Below are 15,596 nucleotides of genomic sequence, written 5' to 3'. Positions count from 1 at the left end.
GACAGCCCGTTCAGGCGGCCCACAGCCCCTTGGAACGACACGGCGCGGCACGGGAAGTGTCGGCCAGGTCGTTCCAAGGGGGGCCCATTCCGGCGGCCGGGCAAGGTACCGTCGTCTCAGCACGTACCTCGGTCCGTATATCCCTGACGGATCCCAGGCGAAGGGGAAGCTCCTCGTGGCACGCATCGGTGATGGCGGCGATCTGCTCAAGTGCTCGTTCTGCGGCAAGAGCCAGAAGCAGGTGAAAAAGCTCATCGCGGGGCCAGGTGTGTACATCTGCGACGAGTGCATCGATCTCTGCAACGAGATCATCGAGGAGGAGCTCGCCGAGTCCTCCGAGGTGCGCTGGGACGAGTTGCCCAAGCCCCGGGAGATCTACGAGTTCCTCGAGGGCTACGTCGTCGGCCAGGAGGCCGCGAAGAAGGCGCTCTCGGTCGCGGTCTACAACCACTACAAGCGCGTCCAGGCGGGCGAGAACGGGAGCGGGCGGGACGACGGCATCGAGCTGTCCAAGTCCAACATCCTGCTGCTCGGGCCCACCGGCTCCGGCAAGACGCTGCTGGCGCAGACGCTGGCCAGGATGCTGAACGTGCCCTTCGCCATCGCCGACGCCACGGCGCTCACCGAGGCGGGCTACGTCGGTGAGGACGTCGAGAACATCCTGCTGAAGCTCATTCAGGCGGCGGACTACGACGTCAAGAAGGCCGAGACCGGGATCATCTACATCGACGAGATCGACAAGGTCGCCCGCAAGAGTGAGAACCCGTCGATCACCCGCGACGTCAGCGGCGAGGGCGTGCAGCAGGCGCTGCTGAAGATCCTGGAGGGCACCACGGCCTCCGTGCCGCCGCAGGGCGGCCGAAAGCACCCGCACCAGGAGTTCATCCAGATCGACACGACGAACGTGCTGTTCATCGTGGGCGGTGCCTTCGCGGGGCTGGAAAAGATCATCGAGTCCCGCGCCGGTGCCAAGGGCATCGGATTCGGCGCCGACATCCGCTCCAAGCGGGAGATCGAGGCCAGCAACCAGTTCGAGGAGGTCATGCCGGAGGACCTGGTGAAGTTCGGGATGATCCCCGAGTTCATCGGGCGGCTCCCGGTCATCACCTCGGTGCACAACCTCGACCGCGAGGCGCTCCTGCAGATCCTGATGGAGCCCCGCAACGCCCTGGTCAAGCAGTACCAGCGGCTGTTCGAACTCGACGGCGTCGAGCTGGACTTCGACCGGCCCGCGCTGGAGGCCATCGCCGACCAGGCCATCCTGCGCGGTACCGGGGCGCGCGGCCTGCGCGCCATCATGGAGGAGGTCCTCCAGTCGGTGATGTACGAGGTGCCCTCCCGCAAGGACGTGGAGCGCGTCGTGATCACCGAGGAGGTCGTGCACTCCAACGTCAACCCGACGCTGGTCCCGCGCGCCCGCGGCAACGGCGAGCAGCAGCGCCACGAGAAGAGCGCCTGAGCGCCCACGGCGCCGCCCCGCGTCCGCGAGCCCACTGGGCCCGGCCCCGCGCTCCGGACGGCAACGGTGAGGGCCCGCACCCCGGCCGGGGTGCGGGCCCTCACCGTTGCCGTCCGGCGGGCGCCTTACCTGGGCACCGTCACCTTGTCCTTGACGCGGACCGTGAGGCCGGCGAACTTCTCCAGGTCGATGGAGCCCGGACTCGTGTTGGCGATGTCGACCTCCAGCACGACGGCCATCGTGGACTCGTCCGCCCACGCGCAGGCGGGCGCGTAGACGCTGACGCCGCCCTGGGAGAGGTTCGTCAGCTGGCAGGAGATCTCCACGCCGCCGCGGGTGAACTCCTTGCGCTCCCCGACGACCCGCCCGTTCTGGCTCTGCCCCATCCCGTCCAGCATGTCGTCGCGCATCTCGGACGGCGAGGCGTCGATGTCCCCGTAGGCACCGGAGATGGCCAGCCCGCCCGCTGTCGGGCTGCCCGCGGAACCGGCGGAGTACGTGGCGACCTTGGCGACGCCGTCGGCCGGCAGCTCGTCCTGTAGCTGCCGCTCCTGCTCGCTCACCTGTGCGTTGTCGTCCACGCGACTGTAGGAGCCGCTCTCCAGGGTGGCGGGGAACCGGATCTTCTCGGTGCCGTGCGGCTTGCTCGCGGACACGAGCGCGCCGATGCCGAACAGCGCCCCGCCGACCGCCACCAGGCTGCCGAGCACGATGGCCGTGATGGCCCCGCCGCCCAGGCCGCGGCGGGGCGGCGGCACGGGAGGCGGCGGCCAGGCGCCGTAAGGGCCGGGAGCGCCGGGGGGCCCGCCGTAGGGCCCCGGCGCTCCGTGGGGGCCACCGGCCGGGGGCGGCGCTCCGTAAGGACCGGGGCCCTGCGGGGGCTGTCCGTAGGGGCCGGGGGCGCCGTAAGGGCCCGGAGGCTGCTGCCCGTGTCCGCCCGGTGGGTTCGGGCCGGGTGGCTGGGTCATGCGGTGGGCTCCCTCCCCTGGACGTGCATGGAAAACGTCCGGCCGGCTGCCGGCTCGGCTCAGGACTTGACGCGGGCCTTCGTGCGCAGCTCGGCGGCGAACTTGGCGACCTCGTCCTTGGAGACGCCGCCGGTTCCCTTCATGGCCGCGGCGACGTCGACACCGACGACGGTGCCCATCGTGCTGCGGTCCGCCCACACGCAGATCGGCATGGACAGGCTGCTGCTGCCCTCGGTGACCTTCGCGGTCCGGCACTTCATCAGCGCGCCGTCCAGCCCCGCGGGCTCGACGGACTCGGCCTCGCCGTCCCAGGCGACCTTCTCGGACTCGCCGACGTTGTCGCCGGTGTCCTGCGAGTTCTCGTTGGCCTTGGAGAAGGCGTCGTCGATGGTCTTCTCCGGGTCGTCGATCGTGCCGTAGACGCCGTTGAAGCTCATCGACTTGCTGCTGGTGCCGGTCCCGGTCGTGTAGCCGCCTGACACCTTCTTGGCGTCCTCGACGCCGAGTTCGGCGGCCTTGGCCGAGTCCGTCGCGCCGACGGGGCCGCCGCCGCTGCCGCCCGCCGACGAGCTGGTCTTGTACTCGCCGACCTGGTCGGGAACGGTCAGTTTGTGCGGCCCGTCGTCGGCGACGTCGCTGTTGCCGCTGCCGCCCAGGACGCCGAAGGCGAACAGTCCGCCGATGATGGCGCCCACGACCACCAGCGCGCCGATGACGATGCCGATGGTCTTGCCCTTGCCGCCGCCGCCCTGCGGCGGCATTGGCATCCCGGGCTGCCCCGGCTGTCCGTAGGGGCCCGGCTGGCCCGGCATGCCCGGAGGCTGCCCCGGCATCCCCGGCTGCCCCGGCTGGCCGTACGGTGCGCCGCCCTGCGGCTGGCCCTGCTGCGGGAAGCCGTAACCGGGCTGCTGCGGCTGGCCCTGCTGGGGGTAGCCGTAGCCGGGCTGCGGCTGGCCCGGAGCGCCGCCGTAGGGGCCTGGCCCTCCGGGCGGCGGCTGCTGACCGTAAGGGCCCGGCTGGCCGTAGGGGCCTGGCTGGTTGTGGCTCATGGCGGCGCTTCCCCTCCGTTGATGTGCTTATCGCGCCAGCTCATCTTGACGGATGCACGACGAGAACGCCGCACCGGGCGCCGAATCGGTGCCGGGCGGGGACGCAATCGTGAAACTCGCGCAGCGCATTGCCCCGCTCTGCGCGCAATATCCCGTGGTGCGCGGTGTGTGCGGGCCGAGGCGCGCGGTGTTGCGACCCGGGGCGCGGGGTGTGACAGGCGGTGTGACGCGCGGTGTGTGACACGCGGTGTGTGACGCGACGGCGCCCGGCGGAGACCGCCGGGCGCCGTCCTCACCTCTCGTCCCCCGTATCGCCTTCGTCGCCTTCGTCACCCTCGTCGCCCGAGGCGTGCGGGCTCACTTGAGCGGTACGCGCACGTCCTTGCGGACCTTCGCCGTCGTCTCGCCGGCCTCGGACACGGGGGTGTCCTTGCCGCTGAGCACGTCGGCCGAGGAGGCGGTCACCACGAAGCCGATGGTGCTGTGGTCGCCCCACATGCAGAACGGCATGGTGAAGCCGTCGATGCCCGAGGTGTCACCGGGAGGCGCGGTGAACTTCACCTTCTGGCACTTCATCACCGCGTCGTCGCCCAGACTCGACGGGTTGACCTCCTGCGGCTTGCCGTCCAGCTCGGCCTTGCCGCCACCGCCGGTGCTCGGGTCCTTCTCCGCCTCCTTGGCCACCATCAGCAGCGCGGCGTTGACGACCGCCTCCGGGTTCTCGATCTCGCCGTAGACCCCGCCGAAGTTGAGGGTCTTGGCGCTCATCCCCTCGCCGCTCTCGTAGGTCGCCGAGACGCTCTTGGGGTCCTTGACGCCGAACTGCTCGAACTTCTCCCGGTCGGACTCGCTGAACCCGCTGGAGGAGTTGTTCTCCGAGCCCGGCTTCTTGTCGTACTCGGACGCCACCGTCTCCGGCGTGATGAGCTTGTACTTCTTGCCGTCGTCGGCGACCGAGGAGCCGCCCCCTCCGCCGCTGCCGCCGCCCTTGTCGTCGTCCTTCCCGGTGAAGAGGACGACGCCGCCTATCACCGCGCCGACGACGACCAGGGCCGCGACGACGATGCCGATGGTCTTGCCCTTGCCGCCGCCGCTCGGCGGCGGTGTCGGCATCCCCGGCTGCCCTGGCATCCCCGGCTGCCCGTAGGGGCCGCCGGGCTGGCCCGGCATACCGGGCTGCTGCATACCGGGCTGCTGCTGCGGATAGCCGTACGGTGCTCCGCCCTGCTGGGGCGGAGGGCCGGGCGGCTGCTGCGGTGCGCCGGGCTGTTGCGGATAGCCGTAGCCGGGCTGCCCCGGGGCGCCGCCGTACGGGTTCGGGCCGCCGGGCTGCTGGGGCTGCTGCCCATACGGCCCCGGCTGCTGGCCGTAGGGTCCGGGCTGGCCTGGCTGGCCGCCGTACGGGCCGGGCTGGTTGTCACTCATGGCGGCGCTTCCCCTCCGTGAACATGTAGTCGAATGCGCTGACGCACATAGTGACGGATGCCGTCCCCGAGCGCTGCACCGGTCCTCAAACCGATTCGAGACCGGGACATCCGCGCCCGTACACTGGCGGTCGTGACCGACAACACTCAGCAGAGCCCGGACGCGCACGGGCCGCACAGCGCCATCCCCGCAGATCTGCCGACCCAGTACGCGCCGGCCGAGGTAGAGGGGAAGCTGTACGAGCGCTGGGTGGAGGCGGGCTGGTTCGAGGCGGACGCCAAGAGCGAGAAGCCGCCGTACACCATCGTCATCCCGCCCCCGAACGTCACAGGATCTCTCCACCTCGGGCACGCTTTCCAGCACACCCTCATGGACGCCCTCACCCGCCGCAAGCGGATGCAGGGCTACGAGGCGCTGTGGCTGCCGGGCATGGACCACGCGGGCATCGCCACCCAGAACAAGGTCGAGCAGCAGCTCGGCGAGGAGGGCAGGTCCCGTCAGGACCTGGGCCGCGAGGCGTTCGTCGACCGCGTCTGGCAGTGGAAGCAGGAGTACGGCGGCAGGATCCTCGGCCAGATGCGGCGCCTCGGTGACGGTGTCGACTGGTCCCGCGAGCGCTTCACCATGGACGAGGGTCTCTCGCGCGCCGTCCAGACCGTGTTCAAGAAGATGTACGACGACGGGCTGATCTACCGCGCCGAGCGGATCATCAACTGGTGCCCGCGCTGTCTGACGGCCATCTCCGACATCGAGGTGGAGTACCAGGACGACGACGGCGAGCTGGTCCGGCTCACGTACGGCGAGATCGACGACGACACGGAGACGGTGGTCGTCGCCACCACCCGGGCCGAGACGATGCTGGGGGACACGGCCATCGCCGTCCACCCGGACGACGAGCGCTACCGGCACCTGATCGGCAAGCAGATCAAGCTGCCGCTGACCGACCGCACCATCCCCGTCGTCGCCGACTCGCATGTCGACCCCGAGTTCGGCACGGGAGCGGTCAAGGTCACCCCGGCCCACGACCCGAACGACTTCGAGATCGGCCGCCGCCACGACCTGCCGATGCTCACGGTCATGGACGAGCGCGGCGTGATCACCGCGCACGGCCCCTTCCAGGGCCTGGACCGCTTCGAGGCGCGTTCGGCGATCGTCGCCGCGCTGCGCGAGCAGGGCCGTGTACTTCAGGAGAAGCGCCCCTACGTGCACAGCGTCGGCCACTGCTCGCGGTGCAAGACGACGATCGAGCCGCGGCTGTCGATGCAGTGGTGGGTCAAGGTCGCCCCGCTGGCGCAGAAGGCGGGCGACGCCGTCCGCGACGGCCGTACGACGATCCACCCGGCCGACATGGCGTCCCGCTACTTCGACTGGGTCGACAACATGCACGACTGGACGATCTCCCGCCAGCTGTGGTGGGGCCACCGCATCCCGGTCTGGTACGGCCCCGGGGGCGAGGTCGTCTGCGTCGGCCCGGACGAGGAGCCCCCGGCCGGCGAGGGGTGGCACCAGGATCCGGACGTCCTGGACACCTGGTTCTCCTCGGGCCTGTGGCCCTTCTCGACCCTGGGCTGGCCGGACGAGACGCCGGACCTGGCGAAGTTCTACGCCACCGACGTCCTGGTCACCGGCTACGACATCATCTTCTTCTGGGTCGCCCGGATGATGATGTTCGGCACGTACGTCATGGACGAGCCGCCGTTCCACACCATCGCGCTGACCGGCCTCGTGCGGGACGAGCACGGCAAGAAGATGTCCAAGTCCTTCGGCAACGTCGTCGACCCGCTGGACTGGATGGACGCCTACGGCTCCGACGCGCTGCGCTTCACCCTCGCCTCGGGCGCCAACCCCGGCACCGACGTGCCCATCGGCGAGGACTGGGTCAAGGCGTCCCGCAACTTCGCCAACAAGATCTGGAACGCCACCCGTTTCGCGCTGATGAACGGCGCCACGGTCGAGGGCGCGCTGCCGGACGCGAGCGAGATGGCGGCCACCGACCGCTGGATCCTCTCCCGGCTGAACACCGTCCTGGCCCAGGTCGACGGCTACTACGAGGACTACCAGTTCGCCAAGCTGGCCGACGCGCTGCGCCACTTCGCCTGGGACGAGGTCTTCGACTGGTACGTCGAGCTGTCCAAGACCACCTTCGCCCGTGGCGGGCGGGCCGCGGAGGTCTCCCGCCGCGTCCTGGGCGAGGTCCTGGACGTCACGCTGCGGCTGCTGCACCCGATCGTCCCGTTCGTCACCGAGGAGCTGTGGACGACGCTGACCGGCGGCGAGTCCATCGTCGTGGCCGCCTGGCCTGCGGACTCCCGCTTCCGCGACGCGGCCGCCGAGGCGGAGATCGCCACCGTGCAGCAGGCGGTGACCGAGGTCCGCCGCTTCCGCGCCGACCAGGGCCTCCAGCCAGGCCAGAAGGTCCCCGCCGACCTCGCGCTGGCGGGCACCCCGCTGGTGGCCCACGAGGAGGCCGTCCGGCAGCTGCTGCGGCTCCAGCCGGCGGGCGAGGGCTTCCAGGCCACGGCCTCGCTGCCGGTCGCGGGCGCCACCGTCAGCCTCGACCTGTCCGGCGTCATCGACGTGGAGGCCGAACGCAAGCGGCTGACGAAGGACCTGGCCGCAGCCGAGAAGGAGCTGGCGCAGACGGGGGCCAAGCTCACCAACGAGGCGTTCCTGGCGAAGGCGCCGAGCCATGTCGTGGAGAAGATCAAGGGGCGGCGAGCAGCGGCTGAGGCCGACATCGCCCGCCTGACGCAGCAGTTGGAGCGGCTCGCCTAGTTTCTCCCTCCCCCAGCCTCCGGCCGGGAGGTGCCCCAGCGGCGGGAACCATCTGCGACGTGAGCGGCGGTGCCGCACCGGCCTGAGCCGGGTTCGGCACCGCCGCTCACGTCGTTCTCGTGTTCCGCCGCGGCGGTGGGAGAACTACTGGCACACGGCCGGAGAACTACTGCCCCATCACGTACTTGACGGTCGGTCCCGTGGTCCAGCCGCCGTCGACGGCGAGTTCGGCGCCGGTGATGTACGACGCCGCGTCCGAGAGCAGGAAGCACACCGCCGAGGCGATCTCACCCGGCTCGCCGACGCGGGCCATCGGGGTGTTGGGGTAGTTGCCCTCGCCCTGCTGGATGCCGACCTCGGCGGTCATCGGGGTGTAGGTCATGCCGGGGTGCACGGAGTTGAGCCTGATGCGGTCGGTGCCCAGCTCGACGGCGCCGATCTTGGTGAGGCCGCGGACGCCCCACTTGGAGGCGCCGTAGCCGGCGGTCAGGGCCAGGCCCATCAGCCCCGCCGCCGAGGAGATGTTGACGATGGAGCCGCCGCCTGCCGCCCGCATCGCGGGGATCGCGGTCTTGATGCCGATGAAGACGCCCGTCAGGTTGATGTCGAGCACCTTGCGGAAGAACTCCGTGGAGACGGACTCCAGCGGGGCGCCGGTGGAGATGCCCGCGTTGTTGACGAGGCCGTCGAGGGCGCCGAACTCGGAGACGGCGTGGCCGGCGACGCGCTGCCAGTCCTCCTCGGAGGTGACGTCGTGCGCGGCGAAGCGGGCGTGGTCGCCCAGCGCGGCGGCGGTGGCCTTGCCCTCGTCCTCCAGGACGTCGGTGAGTACGACCTTGGCGCCCGCGGCGACGGCCTGCCGGGCCGTCTCGGCGCCGATGCCGCGCGCGGCGCCGGTGATCAGGAGGGTCTTGCCGGTCAGGTCGGTCATGTGGTGCTCCAGGGGGATTCGCTCAGGGATGTGATGCAGCGCGCGGCGAGCGCCGCGGGGCCCTCGGGTCCGTCGGCCGGTGCGTCACCGGCCGCCCAGGTCTCGACGGCCACCCGGACCGCCGTCGCCGCTGTGCCGGCCACCAGCCGCACGGGGAGTGCGGTGGCGCGCCGGGGGTCGCCCGCGCGCTCGGCGAGCGCGGCCGCCAGGTCGGTTTCGGACGCGTGGTAGGCGTCGTTCCACACCGAGCGCAGCGCGGGGTTCGCCGCGGCCAGCCGCAGCAGTGCGCGCACCCACTCCAGGGATGCGGCGTTGGCGGCGTCGTCGGTGGCGAGCGCTTCGCGGGTGCCGTGCACGAGGGCCTGGGCGAGGGTCAGGTCCGCGGGGGCGGCCCGGGTGGCGTCCACCCACTGCCTGGCCCCGGCCGCGAAGAGCGGGGCGACGGCCTCTTCCTTGGTGGGGAAGTAGCGGTAGAAGGTCCGCGGTGCGACGCCCGCTTCCCGTGCGATGTCCTCGGCCCGGGTGTCCCGCACGCCGCGTTCGACGAAGAGCGCGGCGGCGGTGCGTGCGAGCTCCGTGCGGGTCTCGGCCTTGCGGCGCTCGGTGAGTGAGCTCGACGGACTCTCGGCGAGCGGACTCGACGGGTTACTGGCGACCGGCATGTCAGCAGACTATGCCTGCATGGCACAATCTGCCACCGCGGCCGAAACCGGCCCGGGTGCGCCCGGTGCGGGCACGGGCGCGAGCGGGGGAGACGAGCGACCGTACGACCATGGGTGGCAAGACCAGTGCATCGACGCCAGTTCCTCCTCGGCGCCTCCTCTCTCGCGACCGCCACGGGCCTGGGGCTCACCGGGTGCTCAGGTGAGGGCGGGGAGCAGACGCTCACGGTGCTCGCCTCCAGCTACGAGAAGAGCGTCGGCTCGGGCATCACCGACCAGTGGAGCGACGTCATCAAGGCGTTCGAGAAGAAGCACCCGGACATCAAGGTCGATCTGCAGCTCGTCCCCTTCACCCGCATCGACAAGGAGCTGGCCAAGCGGGTCGAGGACGGCAACCCGCCCGACATCTCCCAGGGCAACGTCTTCGCCGGCTACGCGGAGGACGGCAGGCTCTTCCCCGCAAGCGACGTCTTCAAGATCCCGGTCCAGGCCGACTTCATCACCTCCTTCGCACAGGCGGGCGAGGTGAACTTCGCGCAGTACGGGATCCCGTTTCTGGCCAGCACCCCGCGCCTCTTCTACAACACCGCCCTCTTCGAGAAGGCCGGCATCAGCGGTCCGCCCCGCAGCTGGGAGGAGCTGCGCACCGCGGCGCAGGCGCTCAAGCGGGCGGGCGTGCCCACCCCGTACGGACTCGCGCTGGGCCCGGAGGCAGCCGAGGACGAGGCGCTCGCCTGGATGCTGGCCGCCGACGGCGGGTACTCCAGCACCGCGGGCTACGACTTCGGCAAGGCGGAGAACGTCCACGCGCTGACCTGGCTGCGCGAGCGCCTGGTCGCCGAAGGGCTGGCCGGCGCCCATCCGGACAGGCTGACCCGCACGAAGGCCTACGAGGGCTTCCTCAAGGGGCGGATAGGCATGCTCAACGCGCACCCGGTGCTGCTCGGCAGCGCGCAGAAGGCCAAGTTCCCTTACGCGCACGCCGCCTTCCCCAAGGAGGACGGCGGCGCGGCCCCGCCCGTCGGCCTCTCCGACTGGCTGATGGCGTTCAAGGCGGGCGGCCGCCGCGAGCAGTGCGCGGCGTTCCTCAACTTCCTCTACCAGGTCACCTCCGTGCGCCAGTACGGCAGCGGCCAGGGCACCCTCCCCGTCACCGTCTCCGGCTCGCGCGCCCTGCGCGCGGATCCCTCGGGCAAGCCGCTGCGCCGGTTCATCGACCAGATGCCGGACGCCGAGTTCCAGCCGGTGGGGCGTACCTCCTGGCCGACCGTGCGCACCCGCGTGCAGGGCTCCGTCGGCAAGGCCGTCGACCCGAAGGGGCCGTCCCCGCGGGCTGTTCTCGACGCTCTGCAGAGGGCGGCCGACGAGGCCGACCGCGCGGCCCGCCGCGACTGACGGGCGGGCCGCCCCGGTGTCACCCGGCGGCCTGCGCCCGCCGCGCCACCCTTACGTAGACTGGTCCGCGTGAGCGACGAGCCCCAGCCCCACGAACCCGACCCGTCCCTCTATGAGCCCGCGGAGTCCCTCGACCCCGACGAGTCGCCCGACGCGTTCGAGGAGATCGTCGGCGAGGAGACCGACCGCGACCCGGATCTCGCGGTGATCGAGGCGGGCAGCCGTACCCTGCGGGCCCAGGCGGGGCCCCCGCAGCCGGACGTCGTGCCCGGCAGGCCCGAGGACCCCGAGGTGGACCGGGCGCTGCGCGAGGTCGAGGAGGCGCTGGCCACCCGCTGGGGCGAGACGAAGCTGGACCCCTCGGTCCAGCGCATCGCCGCGCTGGTGGACGTGCTGGGGGACCCGCAGCGCTCCTACCCCTCCATCCACATCACCGGCACCAACGGCAAGACGACCACGGCCCGCATGGTCGAGGCGCTGCTGTCCGCCTTCGAACTGCGCACCGGACGCTACAGCTCCCCGCACGTGCAGTCGGTCACCGAGCGCATCAGCATCGACGGCGCCCCCGTCTCCGCGGAGCGCTTCATCGAGACCTACCGCGACATCGAGCCGTACGTCGAGATGGTCGACGCGCAGCAGGACTACCGGCTCTCCTTCTTCGAGGTGCTCACCGGCATGGCGTACGCGGCCTTCGCCGACGCGCCGGTGGACGTCGCCGTCGTCGAGGTGGGCATGGGCGGCAGGTGGGACGCCACCAACGTCATCGACGCGGGCGTCGCGGTGATCACCCCGATCTCGCTGGACCACACCGACCGGCTCGGCGACACGCCCGAGGCGATCGCGGTGGAGAAGTCCGGCATCGTCAAGCCCGACGCCACGGTGGTGCTGGCACAGCAGCCGGTGGAGGCGGCCTCCGTCGTGCTGAAGAAGGCCGTCGAGGTGGACGCCACCGTCGCGCGCGAGGGCATGGAGTTCGGCATCGTCGAGCGGCAGGTGGCGGTCGGCGGCCAGCAGCTGACCCTGCGCGGTCTCGGTGGCGAGTACCCGGACGTCTTCCTGCCGCTGCACGGCGCCCACATGGCGCACAACGCGAGTGTGGCCCTGGCCGCGGTCGAGGCCTTCTTCGGTATCGGCAGGCAGCAGGCCCGCGCCCTGGACATCGACGTGGTGCGCCAGGCCTTCGCCTCGGTCTCGTCGCCGGGCCGGCTTGAGGTGGTGCGCACCAGCCCCTCGGTGGTGCTGGACGCCGCGCACAACCCGGGCGGGGCGCAGGCCACCGCGGAAGCCGTCAGCGAGGCCTTCGACTTCAGCCGGCTGGTCGGCGTCGTCGCCCCGAGCGCGGGCAAGGACGTCCGCGGCGTGCTGGAGGCCTTCGAGCCGCTGTTCGCCGAGGTCGTCGTCACCCGCAACTCCAGCCACCGCGCGATGGACGTGGACGAGCTGGCCGCGATCGCCGTGGAGGTCTTCGGCGAGGAGCGGGTCCAGGTCGAGCCGCGGCTGGATCTGGCGCTGGAGGAGGCGGTGACCCTCGCCGAGGAGGAGGGCGAGTACGCGGGGGCCGGGGTGTTGGTCACCGGCTCCGTCATCACGGTCGGCGAGGCCCGGCTGCTGCTGCGAGGGAGGCGCTAGATGCGCATGCTGGGTGCGTCCACGCTGATCGCCGAATTCTTCATCATCGGTTTCGCCGGATTGGTCGCGATGCGAACGAGTGACCTTTCGGTCTCCACCGTCTGGACGGTCAGCGGTATCGCGATGGTGCTGTGCGTGCTGCTGTGCGGATTTCTCACCCGTCCGGGTGGCGTGCAGCTCGGCTGGGTGTTTCAGATCGCGTTGATCGCGAGCGGTTTCGTCGTTCCTGTGATGTTCTTCCTGGGTGCCTGCTTCGCCGCGCTGTGGTGGGCTTCGATGCACTTTGGCAAGAAGATCGACGAGGCGAAGGCGCGGTTCGCGGCCCAGGCCGCGCCCGAGCCGGACGCTGCGTGAGAGCGTCCTCCCTCACCCATGTAGCCTCTTTTGACCGCCGGGCTTCACATCGCGTCACCGCGCCCGGCCTGGCGGAGCCTGCCCTCCCCTTTGGGGGTACCTCCCGGCGGCAGCCGGGGGACTCCGGCCGGGAGGTGTGCCCAGCCGTCGCACGACCAGCCAAGGAGCACCGCACCATGCCCCAGCGCACCCTCGTCATCCTCAAGCCCGACGCCGTCCGACGTGGTTTGACGGGCGAGATCATCGGCCGTATCGAGCGCAAGGCGGACTGGTCCCTCGCGGCTCTCGAACTGCGCACCCTGGACCGCGCCACGCTGGAGCAGCACTATGCCGAGCACGAGGGGCGCCCGTTCTACGAGCCGCTGGTGGAGTTCATGGCCTCGGGCCCGTCCGTCGTCATGGTCGTCGAGGGCGAACGGGTGATCGAGGGGGTGCGTGCTCTGGCTGGGCCCACCGACCCGATCGCCGCCGCTCCCGGCTCCGTCCGCGGAGACTTCGGCACCATCGTGCGGGAGAACCTCATTCACGCCTCGGACTCCGAGGAGTCCGCGGAGCGGGAGATGAAGATTTTTTTCCCGAGTTTTGCCTGAGGCGGGCGGCTTACCGACACGGGGGCCGATTCAGGCGCGAGAGGCGCCCGGAGCGCTCCCGACACGACGTCACCATTACGGTCGCGGTTCCCACTTCCGCCGACAATGGCAAAGGAACCGTCTCCACGTGTTCGAGCAAGCGCGTCTACGATGGAACCCTCGCGCTTTGAGCACGCACCCGGCGCGTACCCACATCCTTCCGTAGCCGCACTCCACATCGCCCCACTTGGAAGGCCAGACGCATCCATGGGAACCAACATGTCGTTCATCGGCCGTGATATGGCTGTCGACCTCGGGACCGCCAACACGCTGGTGTACGTCAGGGGTCGCGGGATCGTCCTCAACGAGCCGTCCGTCGTCGCGATCAACACGAACACGGGCGGAATCCTCGCGGTCGGCGCCGAAGCGAAGAAGATGATCGGCCGCACCCCTGGCAACATCGTCGCGGTCCGGCCGCTGAAGGACGGCGTCATCGCCGACTTCGAGATCACCGAGCGGATGCTCCGCTACTTCATTCTGAAAATTCACAAGCGCCGTTATCTCGCCAGGCCCCGGGTGGTGGTGTGCGTGCCGTCCGGTATCACCGGTGTCGAGCGCCGTGCCGTCATCGAGGCGTCCACCCAGGCCGGCGCCCGCCAGGTGCACATCATCGAGGAGCCGATGGCCGCGGCGATCGGTTCGGGGCTGCCGGTGCACGAGGCCACCGGCAACATGGTGGTGGACATCGGCGGCGGCACCACCGAGGTGGCCGTCATCTCGCTCGGCGGCATCGTCACCGCGCAGTCCATCCGGGTGGCGGGTGACGAGCTGGACAACGCGATCATCCAGCACATCAAGAAGGAGTACAGCCTCCTGCTGGGCGAGCGCACCGCCGAGAGCATCAAGATCACCATCGGTTCGGCGCACGACCTGGAGAAGGACGAGCACACCGAGATCCGCGGCCGTGACCTGGTCAGCGGGTTGCCGAAGACGGTGGTGATCTCCGCGGGGGAGGTCCGCAAGGCCATCGAGGAGCCGGTCAACGCCATCGTCGACGCGGTCAAGACGACGCTCGACAAGTGCCCGCCCGAGCTGTCCGGTGACGTGATGGACCGCGGCATCGTGCTCACCGGCGGCGGCGCCCTGCTCCGCGGCCTGGACGAGCGGCTCCGCCGGGAGACGGGCATGCCCATCCACATCGCCGAGGACCCGCTGGACTCGGTGGCGCTGGGCTCGGGCAAGTGCGTCGAGGAGTTCGAGGCGCTCCAGCAGGTGCTCGACTCCCAGCCGCGCCGCTGACCGGCGAACACCGGCACACCTGTTCGCGACAACCGCAATAACCGACCGTTCAGCGGCGGGTCGTTAAGCCCAGTGGCGGCCGCCGTCACGCACCCCGCCCCGGCGGGGCTGCCTCACCAGAAAGGCACGGCCGCCGCACGTGAGGGACACACGAGAAAGCCGGCTGCTGCTCGTCCTGCTGATCGCCATCGCGTTCGCACTGATCACGGTGGACCTCAGAGGGGGCGAGCAGTCTCCGCTCGACGGCGTACGGCAGGGGGCCGCCTCCGCGCTCGGCCCGGTCGAGAACGGGGTGGCCTCCGCGGTCGATCCCGTCGGCAACGCCATCGCCGCCGTCCGCGACTCGGGTGACCGCCACGACAGAATCACCCGCCTGGAGCAGGAGAACGCGGCGCTCAAGCAGCAACTCGGCTCCAAGGACCGCAACCGCGCCCGCGCCAAGGAACTCGACAAGCTCCTCAAGACCGCGGGCGCGGGCGGCTACGGAGTCAAGGGCGCACAGGTCATCGCGATCGGCGCGGCGCAGGGCTTCTCGTGGACGGTCACCCTGGACGCCGGCCGCGAGGACGGCATCCGCCGCGACATGACCGTCCTCAACGGCGACGGACTGGTCGGCCGGGTCACCACCGTCGGCTCCTCCACCTCCACCGTGCTGCTCGCCAACGACCCGGACTTCACCGTCGGCACCCGCATGGAGAAGACCAACGAGCTGGGCTTCGCCACCGGGCGCGGCGGCAACGCGCTCAGCGTCCAGCTCCTCAACGGCAAGGCCAAGGTCGGCGAGGGCGACCGGATGGTCACCTTCGGCTCCAGCAACGACAAGCCGTTCGTGCCCGGCGTGCCCGTCGGCGAGGTCACCAAGGTCGAGCGGAACAAGGGCACCCTCACCCGCACGGTCCAGGTCAAGCCCTACGTCGGCTTCACCCGGCTGGACGTGGTCGGCATCGTCGTCGAACCGCCGCGCGAGGACCCCAGGGACGAGGTCCTCAGGTCCAAGAAGCCCGCCAAGCCCAAGCCCGCACCCACGGAGACCGTGACCGCCACCCCCGGCGGCGAACCCTCGCCCAGGAGCTGATCCGCA

At 70.7% G+C, this 15,596-nt stretch carries 13 protein-coding genes; 8 read left to right on the top strand and 5 right to left on the bottom strand.

Annotated elements, in window-relative coordinates; translation table 11 throughout:
* The first annotated feature begins 175 nt into the window (after positions 1-175).
* Positions 176-1,459 (top strand): ATP-dependent Clp protease ATP-binding subunit ClpX, encoded by a 1,284-nt coding sequence (gene clpX, locus MMF93_RS11200; RefSeq protein ID WP_242751162.1) that lies wholly within the window; start codon positions 176-178, stop codon positions 1,457-1,459.
* A gap of 125 nt (positions 1,460-1,584) precedes the next feature.
* On the opposite strand, the gene MMF93_RS11195 is transcribed toward clpX, so the two are convergent.
* The 3 genes from MMF93_RS11195 to MMF93_RS11185 all read right to left on the bottom strand — a co-directional run bounded on the left by MMF93_RS11195 (position 1,585) and on the right by MMF93_RS11185 (position 4,901).
* Entirely contained in the window at positions 1,585-2,427 is an 843-nt protein-coding gene (locus MMF93_RS11195; RefSeq protein WP_242751160.1) for a hypothetical protein, read from the bottom strand.
* A 59-nt stretch (positions 2,428-2,486) separates the two neighbouring features.
* Positions 2,487-3,476 carry a hypothetical protein gene (locus tag MMF93_RS11190; protein WP_242751158.1) on the bottom strand — a complete coding sequence of 330 codons (990 nt, stop codon included), beginning with the start codon at positions 3,474-3,476 and terminating at the stop codon, positions 2,487-2,489.
* A 357-nt stretch (positions 3,477-3,833) separates the two neighbouring features.
* A complete protein-coding gene (locus MMF93_RS11185) occupies positions 3,834-4,901 on the bottom strand; it encodes a hypothetical protein (protein WP_242751156.1) in 1,068 nt (355 codons plus the stop codon).
* Positions 4,902-5,033: 132 nt separating this feature from the next.
* On the opposite strand from MMF93_RS11185, the gene MMF93_RS11180 reads away from it, so the two are divergent.
* Complete coding sequence (locus MMF93_RS11180) at positions 5,034-7,676, top strand: valine--tRNA ligase (RefSeq protein WP_242751154.1); 2,643 nt, start codon at positions 5,034-5,036, stop codon at positions 7,674-7,676.
* Positions 7,677-7,842: 166 nt separating this feature from the next.
* Here the strand turns inward: MMF93_RS11180 and MMF93_RS11175 are convergent, their stop codons facing one another.
* Both MMF93_RS11175 and MMF93_RS11170 read right to left on the bottom strand, forming a co-directional pair.
* The gene (locus MMF93_RS11175) at positions 7,843-8,607 is read right to left on the bottom strand and encodes a glucose 1-dehydrogenase (protein ID WP_242751152.1); all 765 of its coding nucleotides are present in this window, start codon (positions 8,605-8,607) and stop codon (positions 7,843-7,845) included.
* On the bottom strand, positions 8,604-9,269 hold the full coding sequence (locus MMF93_RS11170; protein ID WP_242751150.1) for a TetR family transcriptional regulator: 666 nt from the start codon (positions 9,267-9,269) through the stop codon (positions 8,604-8,606). Before MMF93_RS11170 ends, MMF93_RS11175 begins: the two co-directional genes overlap by 4 nt.
* 126 nt (positions 9,270-9,395) lie before the next feature.
* Here MMF93_RS11170 and MMF93_RS11165 point away from each other — a divergent pair, with 126 nt between their 5' ends.
* The 6 genes from MMF93_RS11165 (at position 9,396) to mreC (ending at position 15,590) form a co-directional block, all read left to right on the top strand.
* Entirely contained in the window at positions 9,396-10,664 is a 1,269-nt protein-coding gene (locus tag MMF93_RS11165) for an ABC transporter substrate-binding protein (protein ID WP_242751148.1), read from the top strand.
* Between the two features lie 69 nt (positions 10,665-10,733).
* Complete coding sequence (gene folC, locus MMF93_RS11160) at positions 10,734-12,293, top strand: bifunctional tetrahydrofolate synthase/dihydrofolate synthase (RefSeq protein WP_242751146.1); 1,560 nt, start codon at positions 10,734-10,736, stop codon at positions 12,291-12,293.
* Positions 12,294-12,647 carry a DUF4233 domain-containing protein gene (locus MMF93_RS11155; RefSeq protein ID WP_114021244.1) on the top strand — a complete coding sequence of 118 codons (354 nt, stop codon included), beginning with the start codon at positions 12,294-12,296 and terminating at the stop codon, positions 12,645-12,647.
* A gap of 176 nt (positions 12,648-12,823) precedes the next feature.
* Positions 12,824-13,237, top strand: a complete 414-nt coding sequence (ndk, locus tag MMF93_RS11150) for a nucleoside-diphosphate kinase (protein ID WP_242751144.1) — start codon at positions 12,824-12,826, stop codon at positions 13,235-13,237.
* Positions 13,238-13,495: 258 nt separating this feature from the next.
* On the top strand, positions 13,496-14,515 hold the full coding sequence (locus tag MMF93_RS11145; protein WP_114021246.1) for a rod shape-determining protein: 1,020 nt from the start codon (positions 13,496-13,498) through the stop codon (positions 14,513-14,515).
* 139 nt (positions 14,516-14,654) lie between these two features.
* Positions 14,655-15,590: a rod shape-determining protein MreC gene (mreC, locus tag MMF93_RS11140; protein WP_242751142.1), complete on the top strand. Its 936-nt coding sequence runs from the start codon at positions 14,655-14,657 to the stop codon at positions 15,588-15,590.
* Positions 15,591-15,596: the final 6 nt, after the last annotated feature.

Source organism: Streptomyces tubbatahanensis, from assembly GCF_022699385.1.
Lineage (GTDB): Bacteria > Actinomycetota > Actinomycetes > Streptomycetales > Streptomycetaceae > Streptomyces > Streptomyces diacarni.
Note: the sequence above shows the minus strand (reverse complement) of the source record. Positions and strands in the feature narration are given on the sequence as shown.

Bases quoted from the DNA above. Each gene is read 5' to 3' on its own strand.
- MMF93_RS11170 (WP_242751150.1), bottom strand. From the start codon at position 9,269: ATGCCGGTCGCCAGTAACCCGTCGAGTCCGCTCGCCGAGAGTCCGTCG.
- MMF93_RS11185 (WP_242751156.1), bottom strand. From the start codon at position 4,901: ATGAGTGACAACCAGCCCGGCCCGTACGGCGGCCAGCCAGGCCAGCCC.
- MMF93_RS11145 (WP_114021246.1), top strand. From the start codon at position 13,496: ATGTCGTTCATCGGCCGTGATATGGCTGTCGACCTCGGGACCGCCAAC.
- MMF93_RS11175 (WP_242751152.1), bottom strand. From the start codon at position 8,607: ATGACCGACCTGACCGGCAAGACCCTCCTGATCACCGGCGCCGCGCGC.
- MMF93_RS11190 (WP_242751158.1), bottom strand. From the start codon at position 3,476: ATGAGCCACAACCAGCCAGGCCCCTACGGCCAGCCGGGCCCTTACGGT.
- ndk (WP_242751144.1), top strand. From the start codon at position 12,824: ATGCCCCAGCGCACCCTCGTCATCCTCAAGCCCGACGCCGTCCGACGT.
- MMF93_RS11155 (WP_114021244.1), top strand. From the start codon at position 12,294: ATGCGCATGCTGGGTGCGTCCACGCTGATCGCCGAATTCTTCATCATC.
- MMF93_RS11195 (WP_242751160.1), bottom strand. From the start codon at position 2,427: ATGACCCAGCCACCCGGCCCGAACCCACCGGGCGGACACGGGCAGCAG.